Annotated in this window: 16 protein-coding genes; 13 read left to right on the top strand and 3 right to left on the bottom strand. The window is 41.4% G+C overall.

The features are described from left to right. The first annotated feature begins 29 nt into the window (after positions 1–29). The 7 genes from NH399_RS04235 (at position 30) to NH399_RS04205 (ending at position 8,034) form a co-directional block, all read left to right on the top strand. Positions 30–548, top strand: a complete 519-nt coding sequence (locus tag NH399_RS04235; RefSeq protein WP_253037190.1) for a glycine zipper 2TM domain-containing protein — start codon at positions 30–32, stop codon at positions 546–548. Between the two features lie 119 nt (positions 549–667). After that, positions 668–934, top strand: a complete 267-nt coding sequence (locus NH399_RS04230; protein WP_253037187.1) for a PepSY domain-containing protein — start codon at positions 668–670, stop codon at positions 932–934. 30 nt (positions 935–964) lie between these two features. Then, a complete protein-coding gene (locus tag NH399_RS04225; RefSeq protein WP_253037186.1) occupies positions 965–1,639 on the top strand; it encodes a response regulator transcription factor in 675 nt (224 codons plus the stop codon). Positions 1,640–1,663: 24 nt separating this feature from the next. After that, positions 1,664–3,025: an ATP-binding protein gene (locus NH399_RS04220; protein ID WP_253037185.1), complete on the top strand. Its 1,362-nt coding sequence runs from the start codon at positions 1,664–1,666 to the stop codon at positions 3,023–3,025. A 50-nt stretch (positions 3,026–3,075) separates the two neighbouring features. After that, positions 3,076–4,149, top strand: a complete 1,074-nt coding sequence (dinB, locus tag NH399_RS04215) for a DNA polymerase IV (protein WP_253037184.1) — start codon at positions 3,076–3,078, stop codon at positions 4,147–4,149. 289 nt (positions 4,150–4,438) lie between these two features. After that, positions 4,439–6,961, top strand: coding sequence for a M9 family metallopeptidase (locus tag NH399_RS04210; protein WP_253037183.1), 2,523 nt, complete (start codon positions 4,439–4,441; stop codon positions 6,959–6,961). Positions 6,962–7,380: 419 nt separating this feature from the next. Then, on the top strand, positions 7,381–8,034 hold the full coding sequence (locus NH399_RS04205; protein ID WP_253037182.1) for a YHYH domain-containing protein: 654 nt from the start codon (positions 7,381–7,383) through the stop codon (positions 8,032–8,034). Positions 8,035–8,111: 77 nt separating this feature from the next. On the opposite strand, the gene NH399_RS04200 is transcribed toward NH399_RS04205, so the two are convergent. Both NH399_RS04200 and pyk read right to left on the bottom strand, forming a co-directional pair. Then, entirely contained in the window at positions 8,112–9,368 is a 1,257-nt protein-coding gene (locus NH399_RS04200) for a threonine synthase (RefSeq protein ID WP_253037181.1), read from the bottom strand. Between the two features lie 94 nt (positions 9,369–9,462). Continuing rightward, positions 9,463–10,908, bottom strand: a complete 1,446-nt coding sequence (gene pyk, locus NH399_RS04195) for a pyruvate kinase (RefSeq protein WP_253037180.1) — start codon at positions 10,906–10,908, stop codon at positions 9,463–9,465. Between the two features lie 644 nt (positions 10,909–11,552). Here pyk and NH399_RS04190 point away from each other — a divergent pair. The 6 genes from NH399_RS04190 (at position 11,553) to NH399_RS04165 (ending at position 18,853) form a co-directional block, all read left to right on the top strand. Continuing rightward, complete coding sequence (locus NH399_RS04190) at positions 11,553–13,322, top strand: PAS domain S-box protein (RefSeq protein WP_253037179.1); 1,770 nt, start codon at positions 11,553–11,555, stop codon at positions 13,320–13,322. After that, entirely contained in the window at positions 13,309–13,758 is a 450-nt protein-coding gene (locus tag NH399_RS04185; protein ID WP_253037178.1) for a response regulator, read from the top strand. Before NH399_RS04190 ends, NH399_RS04185 begins: the two co-directional genes overlap by 14 nt. A 17-nt stretch (positions 13,759–13,775) precedes the next feature. Then, positions 13,776–14,846, top strand: a complete 1,071-nt coding sequence (locus NH399_RS04180; RefSeq protein ID WP_253037177.1) for an ATP-binding protein — start codon at positions 13,776–13,778, stop codon at positions 14,844–14,846. Positions 14,847–14,904: 58 nt separating this feature from the next. Further along, entirely contained in the window at positions 14,905–15,546 is a 642-nt protein-coding gene (locus tag NH399_RS04175; RefSeq protein ID WP_253037176.1) for a glutathione S-transferase family protein, read from the top strand. Between the two features lie 594 nt (positions 15,547–16,140). Further along, positions 16,141–18,297: an SdrD B-like domain-containing protein gene (locus tag NH399_RS04170; protein WP_253037175.1), complete on the top strand. Its 2,157-nt coding sequence runs from the start codon at positions 16,141–16,143 to the stop codon at positions 18,295–18,297. A gap of 16 nt (positions 18,298–18,313) precedes the next feature. Beyond that, a complete protein-coding gene (locus NH399_RS04165) occupies positions 18,314–18,853 on the top strand; it encodes a hypothetical protein (RefSeq protein ID WP_253037174.1) in 540 nt (179 codons plus the stop codon). Positions 18,854–18,928: 75 nt separating this feature from the next. Here the strand turns inward: NH399_RS04165 and NH399_RS04160 are convergent, their stop codons facing one another. Beyond that, a complete protein-coding gene (locus tag NH399_RS04160) occupies positions 18,929–19,693 on the bottom strand; it encodes a nucleotidyltransferase domain-containing protein (protein WP_253037173.1) in 765 nt (254 codons plus the stop codon). Between the last annotated feature and the right edge of the window lie 236 nt (positions 19,694–19,929).

Below are 19,929 nucleotides of genomic sequence, written 5' to 3'. Positions count from 1 at the left end.
CAAGCTGAGCAAAGTTTGAAGGGTTATTCATGAAAAAGTCAATGTACGGGCTATTATTAAGCGTAATGAGTTTACCAGCTTTGGCCTATGACAGAGATGAAGGTTACGCTTGGGGCACTGTTTTAGAAGTAAAACCTCTGGTCGAAATCGTTCGTTCGACGGAACCAGAAGAATTTTGCCGAGAAGTCGTGCACTACGAAAAACCGAAATCCAGTAAAACCGCAACCATACTAGGGACTATTATTGGTGGTGCTATTGGTAACGAAATAGGCCACGGTAAGCGTAATAAACAGATTGGAGCGGTAGCTGGGGCAGTACTGGGCGGCGCTATTGGTAATGATATTGCCAAGTCCAATCAACGTCCAGGGCGTAGCAGTGTGAGAACTGTGTGTGATACTCGCTATGTTGAGGTAGAAAGAGAACGGGTTTCTGGTTATCGTGTGGTTTATCGATACAACGATAGAAATTACACAACCGAAATGCCTTATGACCCAGGTGATGAGATCCGAGTTCGTGTAAGCGTAGCGCCAGTCATTGACAATGACTAATGGCTAGGGCAAGATGCGGGGCACTCTGTACTTGTCTAAGTAGTAGCCGCTCGTATGACCTCGTTCTGTCGAGTGTTACTTAGTTATTATAATAATTCCAGTAGGCGGAGATTCTAGAAGTGAGAAAGTATTTAACATTTTTGGTGATTAGTGCGTTGATGTTGGGCACGTTAAATGCCAGTGCAGCGGATGCCAAAAGTTGTAAAGTGATTTCTAAAAGCCAGGCCATAGCAGCCGCACAAAGGCAAGTGAAAGGTAAGGCGCTCTCTGCCACTCGAATAAACAGTCGGGGGCCTGCTGTTTATAAAGTTAAAATTCTGGTTAAGGGACGGGTTAAAACCATTAATGTAGATGGATGTACCGCCAGAGTTATTCGTGTTAATTAAGACAGTGGTCGTAATAAGGAACCAATCTGTATGAGAATATTAGTCGTAGAAGACGAACAAGCATTGCAAGATCAACTTAAGGATGCTCTCAACCAGCAAGGGTTTGCAGTTGATCAGGCAACGGATGGTGAAGAAGGCCTATTTTTTGCTCGAGAATATCCCATTGATTTGGCCATCGTCGACTTAGGCTTACCTAAACTCAATGGACTGGACCTGATTAAGAAGGTTCGAGAACAAGACTTAACCTTTCCTATTTTGATATTAACGGCCCGTGATCGTTGGCAGGACAAAGTCGAAGGGCTTTCGCTTGGGGCCGATGATTATTTGGCAAAACCTTTTCAGATGGAAGAATTATTGGCGCGAACCAATGCGCTGCTGCGACGCTCTGCTGGCTTAGCCAATCCTGTGGTTAAAAAAGGCCCCATTGAGCTAGATACCATGTCGCAAGGTGTTACCGTAAATGGCGAAGTGCTGGAACTTACCGCTTACGAATACAAAGTGCTCGAATACCTTATGATGAATTCTGATAAAGTCATTTCAAAAACCGAGCTAACAGAACATATTTATGAGCAAGATCACGATAAAGACAGCAACGTCCTTGAAGTCTTTGTACGACGCTTACGCAAAAAGCTGGATCCCGAAGGAACCTTGCAACCCATCGATACGTTACGTGGTCGAGGCTATCGTATCAGTCCAAACTTATAGTCATAATACTCTAAAAAACACAGTATGTTTTCTTCGTTAAAATTTCGTTTAACGTTACTGGTCTCTATTTCACTGATCGTGTTGACCAGCGCCGTTGCCTGGGTGCTGGTTAAGGCCTTTGAGCAAAGTTTACAGTCTCAGCTCCAAGATCGTATGCAAACCCAGATGTATATGATCCTAACCGCAGCCGACGAAGATAAACCCGGTCAATTGTTAATCCCCGAAGTTGTTCATGAAGAAACCTTTAATCAGATCGACAGTGGCAACTATGCATTTGCACTCGATAAAGATAATACTGAACTCTGGCGCTCTTTTAGTGCGGTGGATCTTAATAGTTTTGCGGCCGAAAAAAGTGCGCCTGGTGACTTCGAGTTTGATCAGATAGTTACCAACGATATTGGCTACTTTCGTATGCGTTATTCAGTTATCTGGGAAAGCAACGATGGCAGCGAACACTTTTATCAGTTTATTGTATTGCACGAAGCTTCTCAGTTATACGATGTGATTGATGAATTCCAAATGACTTTATGGAGTTGGTTAGCATTTGTCTTTGCGGCCATGTTTATCGTGCAATTAGTCGCATTGCGTTGGGGGCTGAGTCCTTTGCGTCATATCGCTTATGATCTGGCTAAAATAGAATCTGGCGAACAAACACAGTTGAGTGCTAAGTACCCCAAAGAACTTAAACCCTTGACACAAAATCTGAATATATTGATTGAAACGGAACGAACGCAACGCGAACGTTATCGTCAGACTTTGTCTAATCTTGCTCATAGTTTAAAAACACCCCTGGCGGTTATTCAGGGTTCCTTAGGGCAAGACATTTCGAAAAAAGAATTTGATAAGCTTCTGTCACAGCAAGTCGTTCGAATGAATGAGATTGTACAGTACCAGTTAAATCGAGCGGTGACTGGACAAAAAAGTCATATGCTGGCGTCGGTCAACGTGAACGAAAACATCGAAAAAATTCTGGCTGCGCTACAAAAAGTGTATGCACGCAAAGCCTTATCCGTAGAATTTATCCAGCCCGAGCCTGCTCGTTTTTATGGCAATGCGGGCGACTTGATGGAGTTCATGGGTAACATATTAGACAACGCGTTTAAGTGGACGGCAACGCAGGTAAGGGTGTCATTGCAAGTTAATGAATCTCCGCAAATGTATGGAATAAAAATTATCATTGAAGATGACGGCCCTGGTGTTCCGCCAGAAAAGCGAATCAATATATTGCAACGAGGCAAACGGCTTGATGAGCAGGTCGAAGGGCAGGGCATTGGTTTATCGGTTGTTGCAGAAATTATCCATCAGTATGGCGGCTCCATTGTTATAGATGACAGTGAGCTAGGTGGTGCCAAGTTTGAGCTGGCGTTTGAGTTTGATCGCGTCTAGTTCCTATCACCAACAGTGCTTTTTAATCCCATTTATTGGTGCCGCTAACCATGGCTGAAGAATCCGTTCAGCGCAAAATTATTCATATTGATATGGATTGTTTTTATGCTGCGGTAGAGGTGAGGGATAACCCAACGTATCGCGGACAACCCATCGCTGTGGGAGGTCGTTCGGACCGCCGTGGAGTGATTGCAACCTGTAGTTATGAAGCTCGCGAATACGGCGTTCGTTCTGCCATGCCTTCGGCTCATGCTCGCAAGCTCTGTCCTGAGTTGGTTATCTTGCCACCTAACATGAAGAAATATAAGGCCGAGTCAGAGAAAATTCGTCAGATCATGGCTCGATACACGGATAAAATAGAACCGCTTTCATTGGACGAAGCCTATCTTGATACCTCTCACTCCGAAGCGTTTCGTGGCAGCGCTACTTTGATAGCCAATGCTATTAGAGATGACATTTACCGAGTGACTAAACTAACGGCATCTGCAGGAGTAGCGCCCAGCAAGTTCTTAGCCAAAATTGCCAGCGACTGGAATAAGCCTAACGGCATTAAAGTGATTACTCCTGATGATGTCGATGATTTTGTCTTTCACTTACCTGTTGCCAAAATTCATGGTGTAGGCAAAGTGACGGCACAAAAAATTCGCAATCTAGGTATCAATACCTGCGGTGAGCTGCGCGAACTGAGTCAGGCTGAGCTAATTAAAAAGTTTGGCCGTTTTGGTGATACTCTCTATCGATTTGCACGTGGCATTGATAATCGCGAAGTCAAAGCCCGATCAGAGCGAAAATCTGTCAGCGTAGAGCGCACCTATTCTGAAGACATGAGCACCTTGCAAGAATGTCAGCAAGAGCTCCCACACCTTACCTCTCGACTGTCCGTTCGTTTAGGGGGAGGAGACAATATTCATCGAATTCAAAAACTGTTCGTGAAGCTGAAGTTTTCGGATTTTACCATTACGACGATTGAAACCAGCGCTCGTCGCTTGGATGTCAATGTATTCTATGAACTGTTGGAGCAAGCTTTTGAGCGCAAACAATTAGCTGTTCGCTTAATGGGCATCGGTGTGCGCTTGCGAGAAGCGCCTACTCAGTTTGAGCAATTAGATATTCCTTTCCCATAACTATCCGTAATTTCTACGCAGTTCCATCTCCATCTCAATTTATTCTACTTTTACGATTAAAAAAAGATATCCCTTTGTAGGTATTTTGGCCTTCTGGAGTTCTCATTTCATATCTTTTATGCGATAGAAGTGGCAAAAAACAAATGGGTATATTGTATACAATATAATGTGTGGTTATGATGACAGTGCAGTATTCAAACAATAAAACTGAATACTGCTTTCCATTCTGCGCATACGGGGTGCAGCGCAGAATGCCACCTAACACAAAAAAATAATGTCGAGGTTCATCATGAACATGTTCAAAAGTCGAGGCTTGGTAGGAGTCTCTATGTTGCTTATGGGAGCAAGCTTTTCAATAGCTGCCAAGCAACATGCGCCTGTTAAGCATTCATCTCAACATATCAAACCGCAGATAGAAGTCGAGGCTCCTGTCGAGCCCATGTATCATCATATCCATAGCAAGCATCATTCACATCATCAAAAAGTCTCTATAAAAGCAACCTGTGATATGAATGGCTTTGCTACCAAAACCGGTTCTGCACTCGTCAGTCATATTCGTAATGCTGATACTGAGTGTCTGAACAACTTATTCACTGCCAACACAACCAGTTTTGCAGCTTTTCAAGCGAATAAAATGCTCGATGTTGCAAATGCAACGGCTACCTTAGCCAGCCAATACTCGGCGACAAACGGGCCGAATGATATTGGAAATCTCTATCTATTTTTGCGAACTGGTTATTACATTCAATTTTATAATCCAGATGATGTACCTGCTTACGGCAATAATGTGACACAAGCCGTAACTCGTGCATTGGATAACCTGGTAGGTAACGGCGATTTTTATGCAGCCAGTGATCAACATGGAAAAAATATTAATGACGCGATCATCTTGATGGATAGTGCGGGGTTACAGCATCGATATATACCTGCCGCAAAAGAGTGGTTGAATCGTTGGAATCAAGATGCCGCTCAGCACTGGTATATGAGAAATGCGGTTAATAGTTTTTTTACCATGCTGTTTCGTGGTCATTGGAATGATCAGTTTGTTGCAGCTATTGCCGATGATTATCAACTCGTAGAGCTGCTCGCTAAGTTTGCACAACAAGACTGGATGCTTACTCATGATGCATTGTTTATGCAAGAAAATGCAGCGGGTGAGCTCACCCGAATTCTACAACATAAGCAGGCTGCGGTTTATTCGACAGTAAAAGCTCGCACAAAAACAATACTGCAACGTTATAGCATGACCGGAACAGGCGCCAGCGTCTGGCTTCGTGCAGCAGGCAATGCTGATTATTACGATGACTGCGCAGAATTTAATATTTGTGGTTTCAAGGAGCAACTAGAGCAACAAATTTTATCGGTCAATCATTCTTGCAGCTCAACCATTAAAGTACGTGCACAAGAAATGAATTCATCAGAGTTGAATGATTCTTGTCAAAAACTTTCCGTTCAAGAAACCTTTTTTCACTCTATGTTAGAGACCAATAATACGCCCGTTGCAGATGACCATAACGAAGATCTCGAAGTGGTTGTGTTTGATGACTATGATAACTACAACACTTACGCTGGACTCTTTTTTGGCATCAGTACTAACAATGGTGGAATGTATTTAGAAGGTGATCCTTCCGATGTCAATAATCAAGCGCGTTTTATTGCTCATGAAGCTTCCTGGTTGCGTCCAGAGTTCGAAGTTTGGAACTTAACTCATGAATATGTTCATTATCTTGATGGACGTTTTAACCTTAAAGGGGATTTTGCCGACGCTCGTACCAGTAGCCACAAAACAGTTTGGTGGATAGAAGGATTGGCAGAATATATTTCGAAAAAGAATCGCAATGACAGCGCCATTGAAGCCGCTCGAACTCAAGCTTTCCCACTTAGCACGATTATGTCTAATGACTATAACAGTGGGCAAAACCGAGTTTACACTTGGGGTTATTTAGCCGTTCGTTTTATGTTCGAAAAACATCGTGGCGAAGTGGATCAAATGCTTGCCTATTTCCGTGCAGGTAACTACGACAATTACCTAAGTTACATCAACAGCATTGGCACCAGCTATGACGCAGAGTGGAATGCCTGGCTGCAAACTGTTGAAAGCAACGACGACATTCCCGGCAATGGCGGGGGAGGCGGCGGAACCGACGCTGAACTGCAAAATGGTGTAAGCAAAACGGGTATTGCTGTTGATGAGCAAAATGGAGAAGTTCACTTCTACATCGAGGTTCCAGAAGGTGCAACAGATCTTAAGTTTGAGATCAATGACGGAACCGGTGATGCTGATCTCTACGTTAAACGAGGAAGTCAACCAACAGCTTCTGATTATGACTGTCGTCCATGGAAAAACGGTAATCAAGAAAGCTGTGAGTTTGCTACTCCGGTCTCAGATCGTTGGTATGTGATGTTACGAGCTTACAATCCATTTGCTGGCGTTACCTTAACAGCGTCTTTCACACCTCCAAGTGGAGGAGGCGTTGATGCTTGTGCAAATAGCTCAGGTATTACTTACGGTAATGTCGAACTCAATACGCCTACTTGTGTTGCAGGCAGCAATGCACTTCAATATTTTTATACTTATGTTGAGGCTGACACGAGTCAATTAGTGATTGAGCTGAATAATGGCTCTGGTAATGGCGATCTTTATGTTAAGGATGCATCATGGGCTACGGTTTCTGACTACGATCAACGTTCAACCGGAGCAACTAACAGCGAGCGTATTGTTGTGAACAGTCCAACAGAAGGTTGGTACTATGTATCGGTTGCTGCTAATCCAGAGTATGGAGATACAACTTTAACTATTAGTTCTAACTAGCTGTAATAAAGCGCTGGTGTTGGCCAGCGCTTGTTTTATCTGAAGAAGCCTTGTGCAACTTCGATCTTTTCATGTATTCGAAGATAGTTTTAAAAATTTTAAGGAACCAAAGCCTACCTATAAAACTTTAATGTGGTTTGCTTAAATATTGTCCACTCTCTCCTGATCTTATTAGTGAAACATAATGTATGTTTTTAATAGAGCTTGTGACTACCTTCTCATTTATATTTATTGACAGAAATGACATTAAAGTAGTCAGATAAAAAACTTTAAAAAATATACTGAAATAGATATTTTGTTGTTTGTTTTTCTCATAAAATAAATCGTTCTTTAATATCCCGCCTAGCTTAACGATATGCAAACGACTGTTGATTTATCGTTCAAAAAAATTTACTAAAACAAAAATAGAAAGGTTAAAGATGAATTACTTCCTTATATTAGTTATTGGAGCCTTTATGGTATCGGCCAATGCTCATGGTGGTCGCACTAACAAAGATGGATGCCATGAGAATAAGAAGACCGGGGTATACCATTGTCATGGCGAAAAACTCCAGTATTCAACCTTAACAAAAACTAAAAATGAGTCTCAAAAATTACTTAACTATCGTCGTTCAGATTATGAGCACTGGATTGACCGGGATGATGATTGCCAGAATGAAAGACAGGAGCTATTGATAAAAACCTCTCAAAAGAAAGTAAGGTTTACCAATAGTAAGAAGTGTACTGTCTTTTCTGGCCGTTGGTATGATCCTTACTCCGGTGACACCTTTACAAGAGCCAGCGACTTAGATGTTGATCACGTAGTGCCACTGCTATGGGCTCATAACCACGGAGGTTACCAATGGTCTAAAGCAAAGAAACGAGAGTTTGCGAACGATACTGAAAACTTACTCGTGGTTTTAGATCGATTGAACAGTCAAAAGTCAGCCAGTGGTCCTGATAGCTGGCTGCCGCCACAGTTTTTTTATCAATGCGAATATGTTGAGAAATTCGACAGTATTGTCAAGAAATACAAACTTAAATATCAATCCGGTGAAAAAGCATTTATCCAGAAGTTTTTGGCAGAATGTTAAGTTGAGTTTCTCCTCTATGGATTTAGAGGAAAGTGATAAGAATGTTTTAAGACATTCTTATCACCCAAAGCGAAAAACTAACACAATAATTTGCGAACATTTGGTAAGTACTTCTCAAAACTTCCTGTATTAAAACACACCACCGAATCAGAAGACTTAATCAAGCCTGATTCAAAGGCTGGTTGCAAAGCCGCTACTGTGGCGGCACCTTCTGGACTGATCCAAAGACGGTAGTCACGATACAGTGCAGAAAGTTGGTCGGCAATCGCAGATTCAGAAACTGTAATACCACCGCCGCCGCTTTGGCGCACAATATCCAGTACTTTAAAATGTCCTACACCACCAGGCACATTAAGACCTGTTGCCAAAGTTTGGCCGCCATCAGTGGGTATTGTATCTTTTAGGTTGTTTTGTAATGCGTGAACAACGGGAGCATTCTTTTCACTCTGAACAGCAATAATACGCGGACGCTTTGAGTCGATCATGCCGAGCTGTTCCAATTCATCAAATGCTTTCCACATCCCTAAGATACCAGTTCCTCCACCGGTAGGATACAAAATAACATCAGGTAGTGACCAACTGTCTTTGATTCCAGGCCAGGGTTCTGCAAGTTCTAGTCCCATGGTTTTTTTGCCTTCAATACGCCAGCCCGGCTCCTGGAAGGTTGCACAATTAAAATAACCTTGGGGCAGGTATTTTTCTTTCATTAAGGCGGCAGCTTCTCGAATGGTTCCTGACACCAAATCCAGATGAATTTTTTCGTGCATCTGGGCATAGGCTGATACTTTTCCTAAGATAGGCATGGGAGTATCGTCGGGCATAATCACTGCGGTTTCGAAGCCAGCCTTAAGGCTGTATTCCGCTAAAGAATCACCCGCATTACCTTGGGTTGGCACCACCAGCTTATGTATTCCATGGAATCTTGCCATAGAAGCGACCATGGCCATGCCCCGGTCTTTAAAACTGCCAGTAGGGTTAGCACCAAATCCCTGATGTGGTTGTCCTTCATCCTTAATAAAGAAATCAATATTCAGTTTGAGTTGAGTTTTGGCGTATTGAGTAAAATCCAAAACAGGCGTGTGGCCTTCGCCGAGAGAAAAAATACAATGGCTTTCATCATTGTCATCAATATTCAAGGGAAGCAGAGCGCCAAAGCGCCACATGGATGGAAGATCATCATGATGCCAGCTTTCGTCAGGGTAATCGTTTTTGATTTTGGCGACATCCATAACAAACTGTAGAGGCCTGTTATCTTGTGGACACAAGTTCATTAGTTCGGTTTCTGGATAAGTGGTACCGCAACCGGTGCAGACTAAATGCTTTACATATTTCATGATGATGTCCCTGAGCCTTGATGGTGACTTTATTATTTTTGTGATGTTTTTTGGGGCAATAAAAAAGCCTCCATAAGGAGGCTTGATATTACGGTTAAACGATTTCGCCGACTTTTAGTATTTTTAAGGCGTTAGTGCCTCCAAGAAGTCCCATGTGATCGCCTTTAGTGAGCAATACCAGATCACCTCGTTCGACAATGCCTCGTTTTTCCAGTTCTGCTACTGCCAGTCGGTTAACATCATGTCGAGCCAGAACGCTTGGGTTAAAAGGAATAGAATCTACACCTCGATACAAAGCGATTCGACGTTGAGTATCAACACGAGAAGTTAGTGCGTAAATTGGAATGCCAGAACGAATACGAGACATCCACAAAGCAGTTGCTCCGGATTCTGTTAGACAGCAAATAGCCTTCACACCTTTTAAGTGGTTGGCAGCGTACATCACCGCCATGGCAATGGCTTCATCGCTGCGCTCAAATTTGCATTCAACTCGGTGCCCAGAAACTTGAGTACTCTTTTCTTTTTCTGCTCCAATACAAACACGACTCATCGCTTCAACCACTCGAATAGGGTGTTCGCCCGTTGCTGTTTCTGCTGATAGCATTACGGCATCGGTTCCGTCAAGAACAGCATTGGCCACATCGAAAACTTCGGCACGAGTAGGGATGGCATTGGTAATCATCGACTCCATCATTTGTGTTGCTGTGATGACAACACGGTCCAGCGTTCGCGCTCGTTGGATAATTTTTTTCTGTACACCTATTAATTCGGCATCACCAATCTCTACGCCCAAATCACCTCGAGCAACCATCACGGCCTCGGAAGCCTCGATGACTGAATCTAGTACTTCATCTGACTCTACCACTTCTGCTCGTTCTATTTTGGCGACGATTCCTGCGTGCCCACCAGCTTCTTCTTGAAGCTTTTTGGCCAATTGTATGTCTTCTGCACTGCGCGGAAAGGAAACCGCTAAATAGTCCACACCAATCTCAGCGGCCAGCAGAATGTCTTTTTTGTCTTTGTCGGTGAGGGCTGAGGCAGAAAGGCCGCCACCTTTTAGATTAATGCCTTTATTATTGCTTAATTCACCACCAATGATGACTTCTGTGATGACACGATTGCCTTCTATGGCGGTAATTTTAAATTCTAGTCGTCCATCATCTAATAACAGAATATCACCCGTTTGACAGTCGTTAGGTAATTCTTTGTAGTCTATGCCTACGACTTCCGAGTTTCCGGCTTCTCTATCAAGGTCGGCATCAAACACGAAGGTCTGACCAGGTTCGACAGTCACTTTGGTGTCGGCAAAACGCGCGATGCGGATTTTAGGGCCCTGAAGATCGCCGAGTATGGCAATTTCTATGTCCATTCGATGGGCCACTTCGCGCACACGCTGAGCGCGTAATTTATGATCTTCTGGACTTCCATGAGAGAAATTCAGACGAACGACATTGGCACCAGCCTTAAATAACGCTTCGAGCGCCTCTTCATTATCGGTGGCAGGGCCTAGCGTGGTGACGATTTTCGTTCTTTTATACACGTTTAATATTTCCTTTAAATGGGATGAGGGGAGCACTCTCACCGTATAAATATTGGACAATGAGTTGTGACGAAACCCTCATAGTATAGTTAAGCTATGAATAAATAGTGACATCTCTGCTTCAGATTTGTCGAAAATAAGACAATCTTCTTTGAATAAGGTTAGAGCATTGATTTATCAGACTATTATGAGGGCTTTGCCTGATTTTTCAATGCTTAAGAAGAATTGTGATTGTAGAGTGTTAGCAGCCATTCTAGTTCATATTTTATCCGGCTATGAAAGAGGTGACTGATTTAAGGAGTGGAGAGTTTAACAAGGTGTTCGAGTGAAAGATAAAGATGGTTATGAATGAGTCGATAAACGAATAGAAATACTCACGGCAGAATGTGGTCGTTCTAATCATTTTAAATGAGTAATACATTGGTGATAGTTTTCAAAGTATTTATACAATAAATGATATTTTTTATTTTAAAGTATTAGAAACTAGCGGAAATATGACTAATACTAAGGCAAGGAACCTGTCTCAATTGCTTTGTTTATTTTAAAAAAACATTCCTGTTACCAACGCTCTTTATGAGTTTTTTATGAACCAATTATGAGAGTAACATTGAGTCAAAACGGGAAGTTTTAAAAGGTAATCCAGTATGAAGGATGATGCGATCATTCTACTTGATACAAAAGGACGTGTTTTACAACAAAACGCCGTTGCTGACGATTGTTTTGGAAAAGCTTTAAAGAATTTTAATCTCATAAGTGAGTTTTTTCACGGTAGTGCAAAAGAAAAGATTAACCAGTCCTTCGACAAATGTTTAACAACAAAAGAAGACATTAAGATCGAAGTCGATTATAGCTCCGACTCGTTAGTTAATATTTCATTCAACGTTCTTTGTAATTCAGCGGATGCCGTCACCATTCTTGTTGTCATTCATGGTTTAAACAATGAGTATCATCATCAAGAGTTATTATCTCTTATTGTGGAGCAGGCTCCTAATGCGTTGATCATGACGGATGAGGATGGAACCATAGTCTTGAGTAATGCTCAGGCCGAAAGTCTCTTTGGTTATGAAGAGGGAGAGTTGCTAGGTACCTCTGTGCATTCTCTTGTGCCAGAAGACAGTCGAAAAATACATCCCCAAATGCGTAAGCAGTTTTTCGATAACCCTGTTCCTAGAGCCATGGGAGCCGGAAGGGATTTAAAAGGTCAGCGGAAGGACGGTAAGGCGATACCCGTTGAGATTGGTTTAAATCCTATTAAAATTCGTGACCGGCAGCTGGTTGTTGCGTCGATAGTTGATGTTTCTCATCGTCAGAAAGAACAAGACCAGTTAAGGCTGATTATAGAGCAGGCTCCGAATGCGTTAATTATGACTGATGTGAGTGGGATTATTGTATTGGCAAACACTCAAGCCGAAAATCTTTTTGGATATGGTCCTAAAGAATTATTAGGTATGTCTGTTGATAATTTGGTCCCACAGAAATATCGCCCTGAACACTCTAGCGTACAAAAGCAATTCTTTGAAAAGCCAACTACAAGAGCGATGGGTAAGGGAAGGGATCTTAATGGTGTTAGGAAAGATGGGACTGAAGTTCCTGTAGAGATTGGTTTGAATCCGATTCATACGCAATCGGGAATGTTTGTTGTTGCCTCTATTCTTGATATCCGAGAGCGCCTTTTGATTCAAAAAAATCTGGAGAGCCTCAATAGTAAGCTGACCCAAAAAAACCAAGAAATGGAGCAGTTTGTTTATACCGTGTCCCATGATCTTAAGTCGCCTTTAGTGACGATTGGTGGATTTACTAAGCAGCTTCAGCAACAACTGAAAGATATGTTAGATGATAGACAGTGTCATCGCTTTGAAAGAATTAGCGCAAATGTAAAGCACATGGAAGATTTGCTACTCGACTTGCTGAATCTGTCTCGCATCATTCGACAGGATATTGAGAAAGTTAAGGCAGATGTTAAACACTTGGCAATGCCCGTTATCCACTCAATTGAATCAATGTTAGAAGATGCAAAAGTCGTTGTGAACTTTGATGATTGCGTACATCCTGTATTGGCAAATGAACGCTTATTGTCGCAGTGCTTACAAAACTTATTAACTAATTCAATTAAATATCGAGACGACTCAAGACCTTTGGTTATTAATGTTTGCACTGAAGACTTAGGTCATGAGGTGGTGGTTAAAGTAATTGATAATGGAATGGGAATCGAAGAAAAATATCATGACAAGATATTTCGCATGTTTGAGCGTTTGGACATAGGAGAAGGGACTGGAGTTGGTTTGGCGATTGTAAAAGCCATTATGGAAAAACATAATGGCTCTGTCCAACTACAGTCGCGCTATGGTGAAGGCAGTTGTTTCTCACTTCACTTTCCGAGTAAGAGTGAGGAGTTAGATAATGAATCAAGTTAAGCCAATTAATATCTTGCTGGCCGAAGATAACTGTGATCATGCCGAGTTGATGATTGATACACTAAAAGATTTTAATAGTGAAAACTCGGTTGTTCATGTGACAAATGGTGAGCAGTTGTTGGAGTACTTAAGAAAAGAGCAGTGGAATAACACCGATGGCGAGCATAAGCCGGATCTGGTTTTACTCGATATTAAAATGCCTCGTATGGATGGTATTAGCGCACTAAGAGAAATTAAGTCTGACAGTAAACTAAAATCTATGCCCGTCGTAATGGTGACTACCTCAAGAGCTCAAAGTGAAATCGAGCTTTGCTTTAATGAGGGAGTAAACAGTTTTATCACCAAGCCCATTCAATTTGATGAGTTTTCTCGTAAGATAAGGGAACTGAATTTGTACTGGGTACTAACAACTGAGTTACCGGGTTCTCATATCTGAGATTTGAGAGGCAAAAAATGCAAATCTTACTCGTTGAAGATAACCAAGACCATGCGCTGCTTATTCAAGACTTGATTGGGAGTGCGTTTAGCGACGATACGTCTGTTCATACAGAGGAAAACCTGTTGCCAGCAATGGACCTGTTATCTGATAAAACATTTGATATTTGTCTTTGTGATCTGCAGCTACCCGACTCAAGCATTGGTGAAACCATTGATAGGCTCAAACAGATAGAAACCTGTGTTCCTATTATCATTCTTACCTCTATTAATGATGAGAATGTTGCTCATAAACTGCTAACTTATGGTATGCAGGATTTCTTACCAAAAGATGAGCTGAATATTAACTTGCTTCATCGTATTTGCACTTATGCTATTAAGCGAAAACAGCAACAGATATTGTTAGAAGAAAGAACTAGCGATATGGAAGCTTTTTGTCGTTCTTTATCCCATGACTTTAAAGGCATGGTGCGGCGAATTGGTAGTTCATCAAAAATTATACAAGAAAAGTTGGGTGAGGCGATTACAGAGGAACTCTCTGATTGGTTCCGTTTATTAGATACTAATGTCAACGCGATAGGAGCACTTGAAAAAGGTTTATATGATTATTTAAGTACTAACAATTTGGCTATAGTTACTACTGAAGTTGACTTGAATGTTGTGGTTGAGGAGGTTTGTGCTACCTTGGAGGGCGGCGAGGATCAGTCCTACAATATTGCTGTATCAGAACTTCCAAGTATTAATGGTGTGAGATCACAATTGTTCATTCTATTTTATAACTTGATTCAAAACGCAATTAAATACAACGAGAATGAACCTAAGATTAATATTGCTCATCAGTTTAATAAGAAAAGTCACTCTCATGTTATCACCTTTAAGGATAATGGCATTGGGATGAAAGAAGAGTATCTTAAGAAAATATTTTCACCTTTTTATCGACTTCACTCCGATAGGAAATATCAAGGCTCTGGCCTTGGTTTAAGCATCGTAAAACGTATTGTCGAAAATCATGGTGCAGATATTCGGGTAGAAAGTAAGGAAGGCTCCGGTAGTTGTTTTTTTGTTAGCTTCTCTCAACTCGAACACTAGAGTGACAGCAACCTCTATTTACATTAGACTGTCGTTTTGTAGATAGGCTTAAGAAACCATGTACACTCTATTTTATTATCCTTGTAATGCCAGTCTTGCTCCTCATCTTTTACTTGAACATATGGAATTGGATTATCAATTAACTTTGGTGGATAGAAAGGAGAATGCACATAAGTCTAAAGAGTTTTTGCAATTGAATCCACTTGGACGAATTCCTGCACTTATTGATGATGAGATGGTACTTTTTGAAAGTCCGGCTATCTGTGTTCATCTGGCAGAGAAACACCCCGAAAAATTTATGATGCCAGGGTTAGGTACTCCTGAGCGCGCAAAGTTTCATCAATGGCTTATGTTTTTAACGAACACATTACAAGCTGAACTGATGGTGTATTTTTATCCAGATAAATACACCACCATGCCCGAAGTCGCGCCATCAATAAGAGAACAGCAGCATGAGCGAGTCGCTCAATTTTTGGCCGTATTAGATGATGCACTATCGAAACAACCTTTTCTGGCTGGTGAGCGGCTATCGGCATGTGACTTTTACTTTTTAATGTTGGCAATATGGGCGGACGAAATTCACCAGCCACCAATGAGTTTCCCTCATATTAAAAAATATCTTCAACGGATTACAAAGTTGCCTTCTGTTATAAGAGTGTGCGAAAAAGAAGGCATTAGTTTAGAAGAATATCAAAGTTAGTTTTATTATATAAAGAGATGCCTAGCTATTCCTTTGTGGGTATTTTTTCTTTGGCAGGAGTAACGTTTATATTTCGTCTTATTGATAAGATGAAATATAAACTTTCGAGTTGATTATTTTTTCTTAGCGTTTTTACCTAGTTCAACACTATTACTGGCTCATCCATAAAACCTTATTCCATTGCGCGAGTCTTATGAGCTCTATTTCAAAATATCTTTTAGCAGGAAATTATTATTCAGGAAGTAAGCCAATTTATCATCATGCTTTATAACAAGACTTCTGGTTTTCTATATTGGAATGCATTCGATTATTTTTCTTTTAAACAGAGACTTATAAGACTAGCTACGATCAAAAGAAAATAAAAAAAGAGCTAGACCAAGGAGCTCATAACAAATCAGGATGGCTGCATAAATATTCTTTTATCTTTCTAACCTTAACCTGCTCTGAATTTTATTGAGCTCTCAGTCTCATTTTCTATGTAAATATTGTTGTTACAAAAAGTGTAATATTATTGTGTTTTGAGTTATGTCTTTTTCGAAACATTGCGTAGAATTCCGGCCTCAATTAATTCGTTTTTTGTATACAGGATATTATATGAAGTTAGTTAAACTCGTCCTTACTGCAGGGCTTATGTCTTTAGTTGCTGCTTGTGGCGGTGGAGGAAAAGATTCGGAACCAGCCAATCGTTCTCCGGTTCTTGATACTAGAGACAGCTTGTCTGCCGTTGAGCAATCACGAGTTGTGTTAACCGTTGTTGCTGCGGATTTAGATGGCACTATCGAGTCATTGACCTGGCGTCAGACAGGTGGCTCGCCAACGGTGACACTTGAAGAGACGTTTGCCAATACTGTATCTTTCGATGCGCCTGATGTTGATGTGGCTACTGAGTTAACTTTTACCGTGACGGCAGTAGATAACGATGGTGCTTCTTCATCAGCTACGATTAAGGTAACTATTACTCCTGATCAACCGCCAGTTGCTGTAGCTCCTGCTGACTTTAACGCAACCGCTGATTCAGAAGTAACCTTGAGTGGAACAGGAAGTACTGATGATGTATCGATTAAGAGCTATTTATGGGAGCAGGTGTCTGGTACTAATGTAACCTTGACCAATGCGAATACCGCTACTGCCACTTTTACTGCGCCAACTTTCGATCCTGCTAATGCTCAAGTATTAGTTTTTCGTTTAACAGTAACTGATAGTCTTGATGCAACAGCGACCGATGAAGTGTCTGTCACTATTGTTGAAACACCGACAGGCGCGACCTTATCAGGGCGCTTAACTTACGACCATGTTCCTCACAATACTGCATCCAGTGCACTGGATTACAGCAATATTGGGCAGCTGCCGATTCGAGGTGCTGTTGTTGAACTTCTAAAAGCTTCAGATTCTTCAATTGTTGAGTCAACGGTAAGTGATGAAAACGGTAACTACAGTTTTACTGTGACGACGGCGGGCGACTACAAAGTAAGAACCAAAGCGCAATTGCTAAAAACAGGTGACGCTCCTACCTGGGATTTTACCGTTGTCGATAACACCAATGGTCAGGCTTTATATGTAATGGACTCAGCCACTCAGGCGGTTGCAACCAGTCCTGTTACATTGAATGTGAATGCGGCATCAGGTTGGGGTGGCTCGAGTTATACCTCTACGCGTGTTGCTGGACCTTTTGCTATTTTAGACAATGTCTATGAAGCTAAAGAAAAAGTAGTTGGCGTTGATGCTGATATTAACTTTGTGGCGCTCAAATTAAATTGGAGTGTAAACAATCGCGCTGCTAGAGGCGATAAAGCGAATGGTGACATTGGCACATCTCACTTTGATGGCACTGATGTGTATATCTTAGGAGACGATGACAGCGATACTGATGAATACGATGGGCATGTTGTTATTCATGAATGGGGTCATTACTTTGAAGGTCGCCATTCTCGTTCGGATTCTATCGGCGGGTCTCATTCGGGTGGTCAGCGTTTAGATATGCGTGTCGCATTAGGTGAAGGTTTCGGTAATGCATTGTCTGGTATTGTAACAGACGATCCTTTCTATCGTGATTCTAATGGTGCTCGTCAAGGCAGTGGATTCGATATTAATGTTGAGCGCAATACGGTAACTAACGAAGGTTGGTATAACGAGGGTAGTGTACAGTCTGTGTTATACGATATTTATGACGCACAAAATGATGGGGTTGATACCATTGCATTGGGTTTTGCTCCAATTTACACCGCTTTAGTTAATGGTGAAGTCACAACGAATGCAAGAACCTCTATTTTTACTCTAGCTACTGAGATCAAAGCAGCCGCACCTGATGATGTTGCAGGTATTGATGCGTTGCTAGCTGGGCAGAGCATTATTGTTAATGACCACTATGGTACAGGTGAAACCAATGATGGTGGTGACGCAAGAAACTTACCTGTATACAAAAGTATTACCATTGGTGGACCTGATTTGGAAGTGTGTAGTTTCACTGCTAATGGTAATTACAATAAATTAGGTAATCGTCAATTTATTCGCTTACCTATTGCCACTGCTGGTAGTTATAAAATCAATGCAACGGCATCTGGCGGAGCCGATGCGGATGTAAGAGTATTTCGCCGCGGTGAATTGGTATCTCGATTAGAAGTAAGAGGTAATGAGTCGGGAGACGTAAATTTAGAAGCAGAAGAGTATGTGCTTGAAGTTTATGATGACCGTGCGGTATCTACCAGAAACAATTCAGATGCCTGTATTAACGTAACCGTCCGTGCTAACTAATTAATTGGAGAGTGATATGAAGTCTTTATTAAAATTAACGGTGGCTTTGAGTATTGCCTCTTCTTTGGTTGGTTGTACTCAAGAAGCAACACCTGTTGTAGAAATGAAAAAAGAAGCTGTTGCCCATGCATACAGTAAACCATCGGCACCCATCGAGTTGGATTACAAGGTACTAACCAAATCACCTTTAGCCGGTGATCTGATTGAAATTGAAGTGGCATTTCGTTCTTCGACAAAAGCACCTGTAAAAGCTTCAGTGTCGTCAGCTGAACATCTGGTATGGGTAGAGGGTAAACCACAATGGTCGACTCAGCTATCAGCAAAGACTGGCAAGTACAGTGCAGTAGCACCTATCCGTGTTATAGCAGAGAAAAACGGACGCTTTTACATTAACCTGGTGGCCAGTGTTGAGCAAGATGGAAAAACTCAATACCGTCCTTTTACCATTCCTGTTCAGGTGGGTAATGAAGCGGTTCAACATAAGCCTGTTGGTACTGTGGTAACCGATGAGCAAGGTCAGAAGATTCTGATTCAGAAAGGCCAATCGAGCAACTAATTGACTCATCGATAATAAAAGCCGCTTTCAGTTTCTGGAAGCGGCTTTTTTATTGGCTTTTATTTTATGAGTCTCTTAGTTTGAGCTGAGAAGTTGGCGAAACAGCTCATCAAAAAGAATGGGTTGTTTTTTACTATTTTTGCCAATATTGATTTCTTTTAACCGAACGAGTTGTTGTCGGGCATACGTCTGTAAATCATCATTCACACTGATCATGTCTTTTTCTTTTCCTTCAGCTTTCACTGTGATGATTTTTTCCAGCTCTTGTTGCACATCTCCGTATTTTTTTAACAGATCGTCCATCAGCTCGCCAAATAGCATAGGTGGAGCGGTTTGGTATTTTTCGATCCATAGGGCACATAATAATGTTCTATAGGCGTAAAGTAATCGTTTGGCAGAAAAGCTACTTTCTTGAGAAACATCAAACTTTTTGGCAGACATATTCAAGTAGTGATAGAAAGCGGGTACAGGGTTAAAAACGGACTCTGCAAAAGCTTTTAGCCTAGAGCTTTTTGTCTTTTCTTCACGATAAATAATCGGAGAGTTTAACCATTCATGAATTACTGCATTACCAGAGTACATTAAGTTAAGCGCTTTTTTAAGATCCCAGCCAGCAATATCTAATAAGTCAGTGATAGGTACTTCTAAGGTATCTTTTTGTTCAAAAACACTTAAGTAATGGCTAGCATCTTTGTAGTAAATGATTCGAACGTCGTAGTCGCTGTCATGAGAGGGGAATCCCCAGGCTCGACTACCACTTTCAATGGCTACAAGAATTTGAATGGACTTTTGTTGTTCGAGTTGAGTGAGATGTTGTTGAATGTCTTTCTCGATGGTCATGTAAATAATCCTTGTTTCACTGGACTCAAAAATACTAGTTCACTGAGCTTGCGTTAGTTTAGTGAAAAATTACCCAAAATACCATGTTCTAAAGGCGCGGTTTTTACTGTTAGTTCTTGTCCGTTAATGTATGTCTTTGTAAGGACTTGTCGTAAATGAATTAACTCTGAGTTTTGTTAAGTTATGATTCAGTTCAAGAGGGTATTATGCCTCCTACATTGATCGAATACTGGAGT

The sequence above is a fragment of the Pleionea sp. CnH1-48 genome (assembly GCF_024124665.1).
Lineage (GTDB): Bacteria > Pseudomonadota > Gammaproteobacteria > Enterobacterales > Kangiellaceae > JAMXSB01.
This window is presented reverse-complemented; position numbering and strand designations above follow the sequence as displayed.

What these genes read in the sequence shown, in the direction of transcription:
- NH399_RS04235 (WP_253037190.1), top strand. Translation starts at nt 30, where the DNA reads ATGAAAAAGTCAATGTACGGGCTATTATTAAGCGTAATGAGTTTACCA.
- NH399_RS04225 (WP_253037186.1), top strand. Translation starts at nt 965, where the DNA reads ATGAGAATATTAGTCGTAGAAGACGAACAAGCATTGCAAGATCAACTT.
- NH399_RS04220 (WP_253037185.1), top strand. Translation starts at nt 1,664, where the DNA reads ATGTTTTCTTCGTTAAAATTTCGTTTAACGTTACTGGTCTCTATTTCA.
- dinB (WP_253037184.1), top strand. Translation starts at nt 3,076, where the DNA reads ATGGCTGAAGAATCCGTTCAGCGCAAAATTATTCATATTGATATGGAT.
- NH399_RS04210 (WP_253037183.1), top strand. Translation starts at nt 4,439, where the DNA reads ATGAACATGTTCAAAAGTCGAGGCTTGGTAGGAGTCTCTATGTTGCTT.
- NH399_RS04205 (WP_253037182.1), top strand. Translation starts at nt 7,381, where the DNA reads ATGAATTACTTCCTTATATTAGTTATTGGAGCCTTTATGGTATCGGCC.
- NH399_RS04200 (WP_253037181.1), bottom strand. Translation starts at nt 9,368, where the DNA reads ATGAAATATGTAAAGCATTTAGTCTGCACCGGTTGCGGTACCACTTAT.
- NH399_RS04190 (WP_253037179.1), top strand. Translation starts at nt 11,553, where the DNA reads ATGAAGGATGATGCGATCATTCTACTTGATACAAAAGGACGTGTTTTA.
- NH399_RS04185 (WP_253037178.1), top strand. Translation starts at nt 13,309, where the DNA reads ATGAATCAAGTTAAGCCAATTAATATCTTGCTGGCCGAAGATAACTGT.
- NH399_RS04180 (WP_253037177.1), top strand. Translation starts at nt 13,776, where the DNA reads ATGCAAATCTTACTCGTTGAAGATAACCAAGACCATGCGCTGCTTATT.
- NH399_RS04175 (WP_253037176.1), top strand. Translation starts at nt 14,905, where the DNA reads ATGTACACTCTATTTTATTATCCTTGTAATGCCAGTCTTGCTCCTCAT.
- NH399_RS04170 (WP_253037175.1), top strand. Translation starts at nt 16,141, where the DNA reads ATGAAGTTAGTTAAACTCGTCCTTACTGCAGGGCTTATGTCTTTAGTT.
- NH399_RS04165 (WP_253037174.1), top strand. Translation starts at nt 18,314, where the DNA reads ATGAAGTCTTTATTAAAATTAACGGTGGCTTTGAGTATTGCCTCTTCT.
- NH399_RS04160 (WP_253037173.1), bottom strand. Translation starts at nt 19,693, where the DNA reads ATGACCATCGAGAAAGACATTCAACAACATCTCACTCAACTCGAACAA.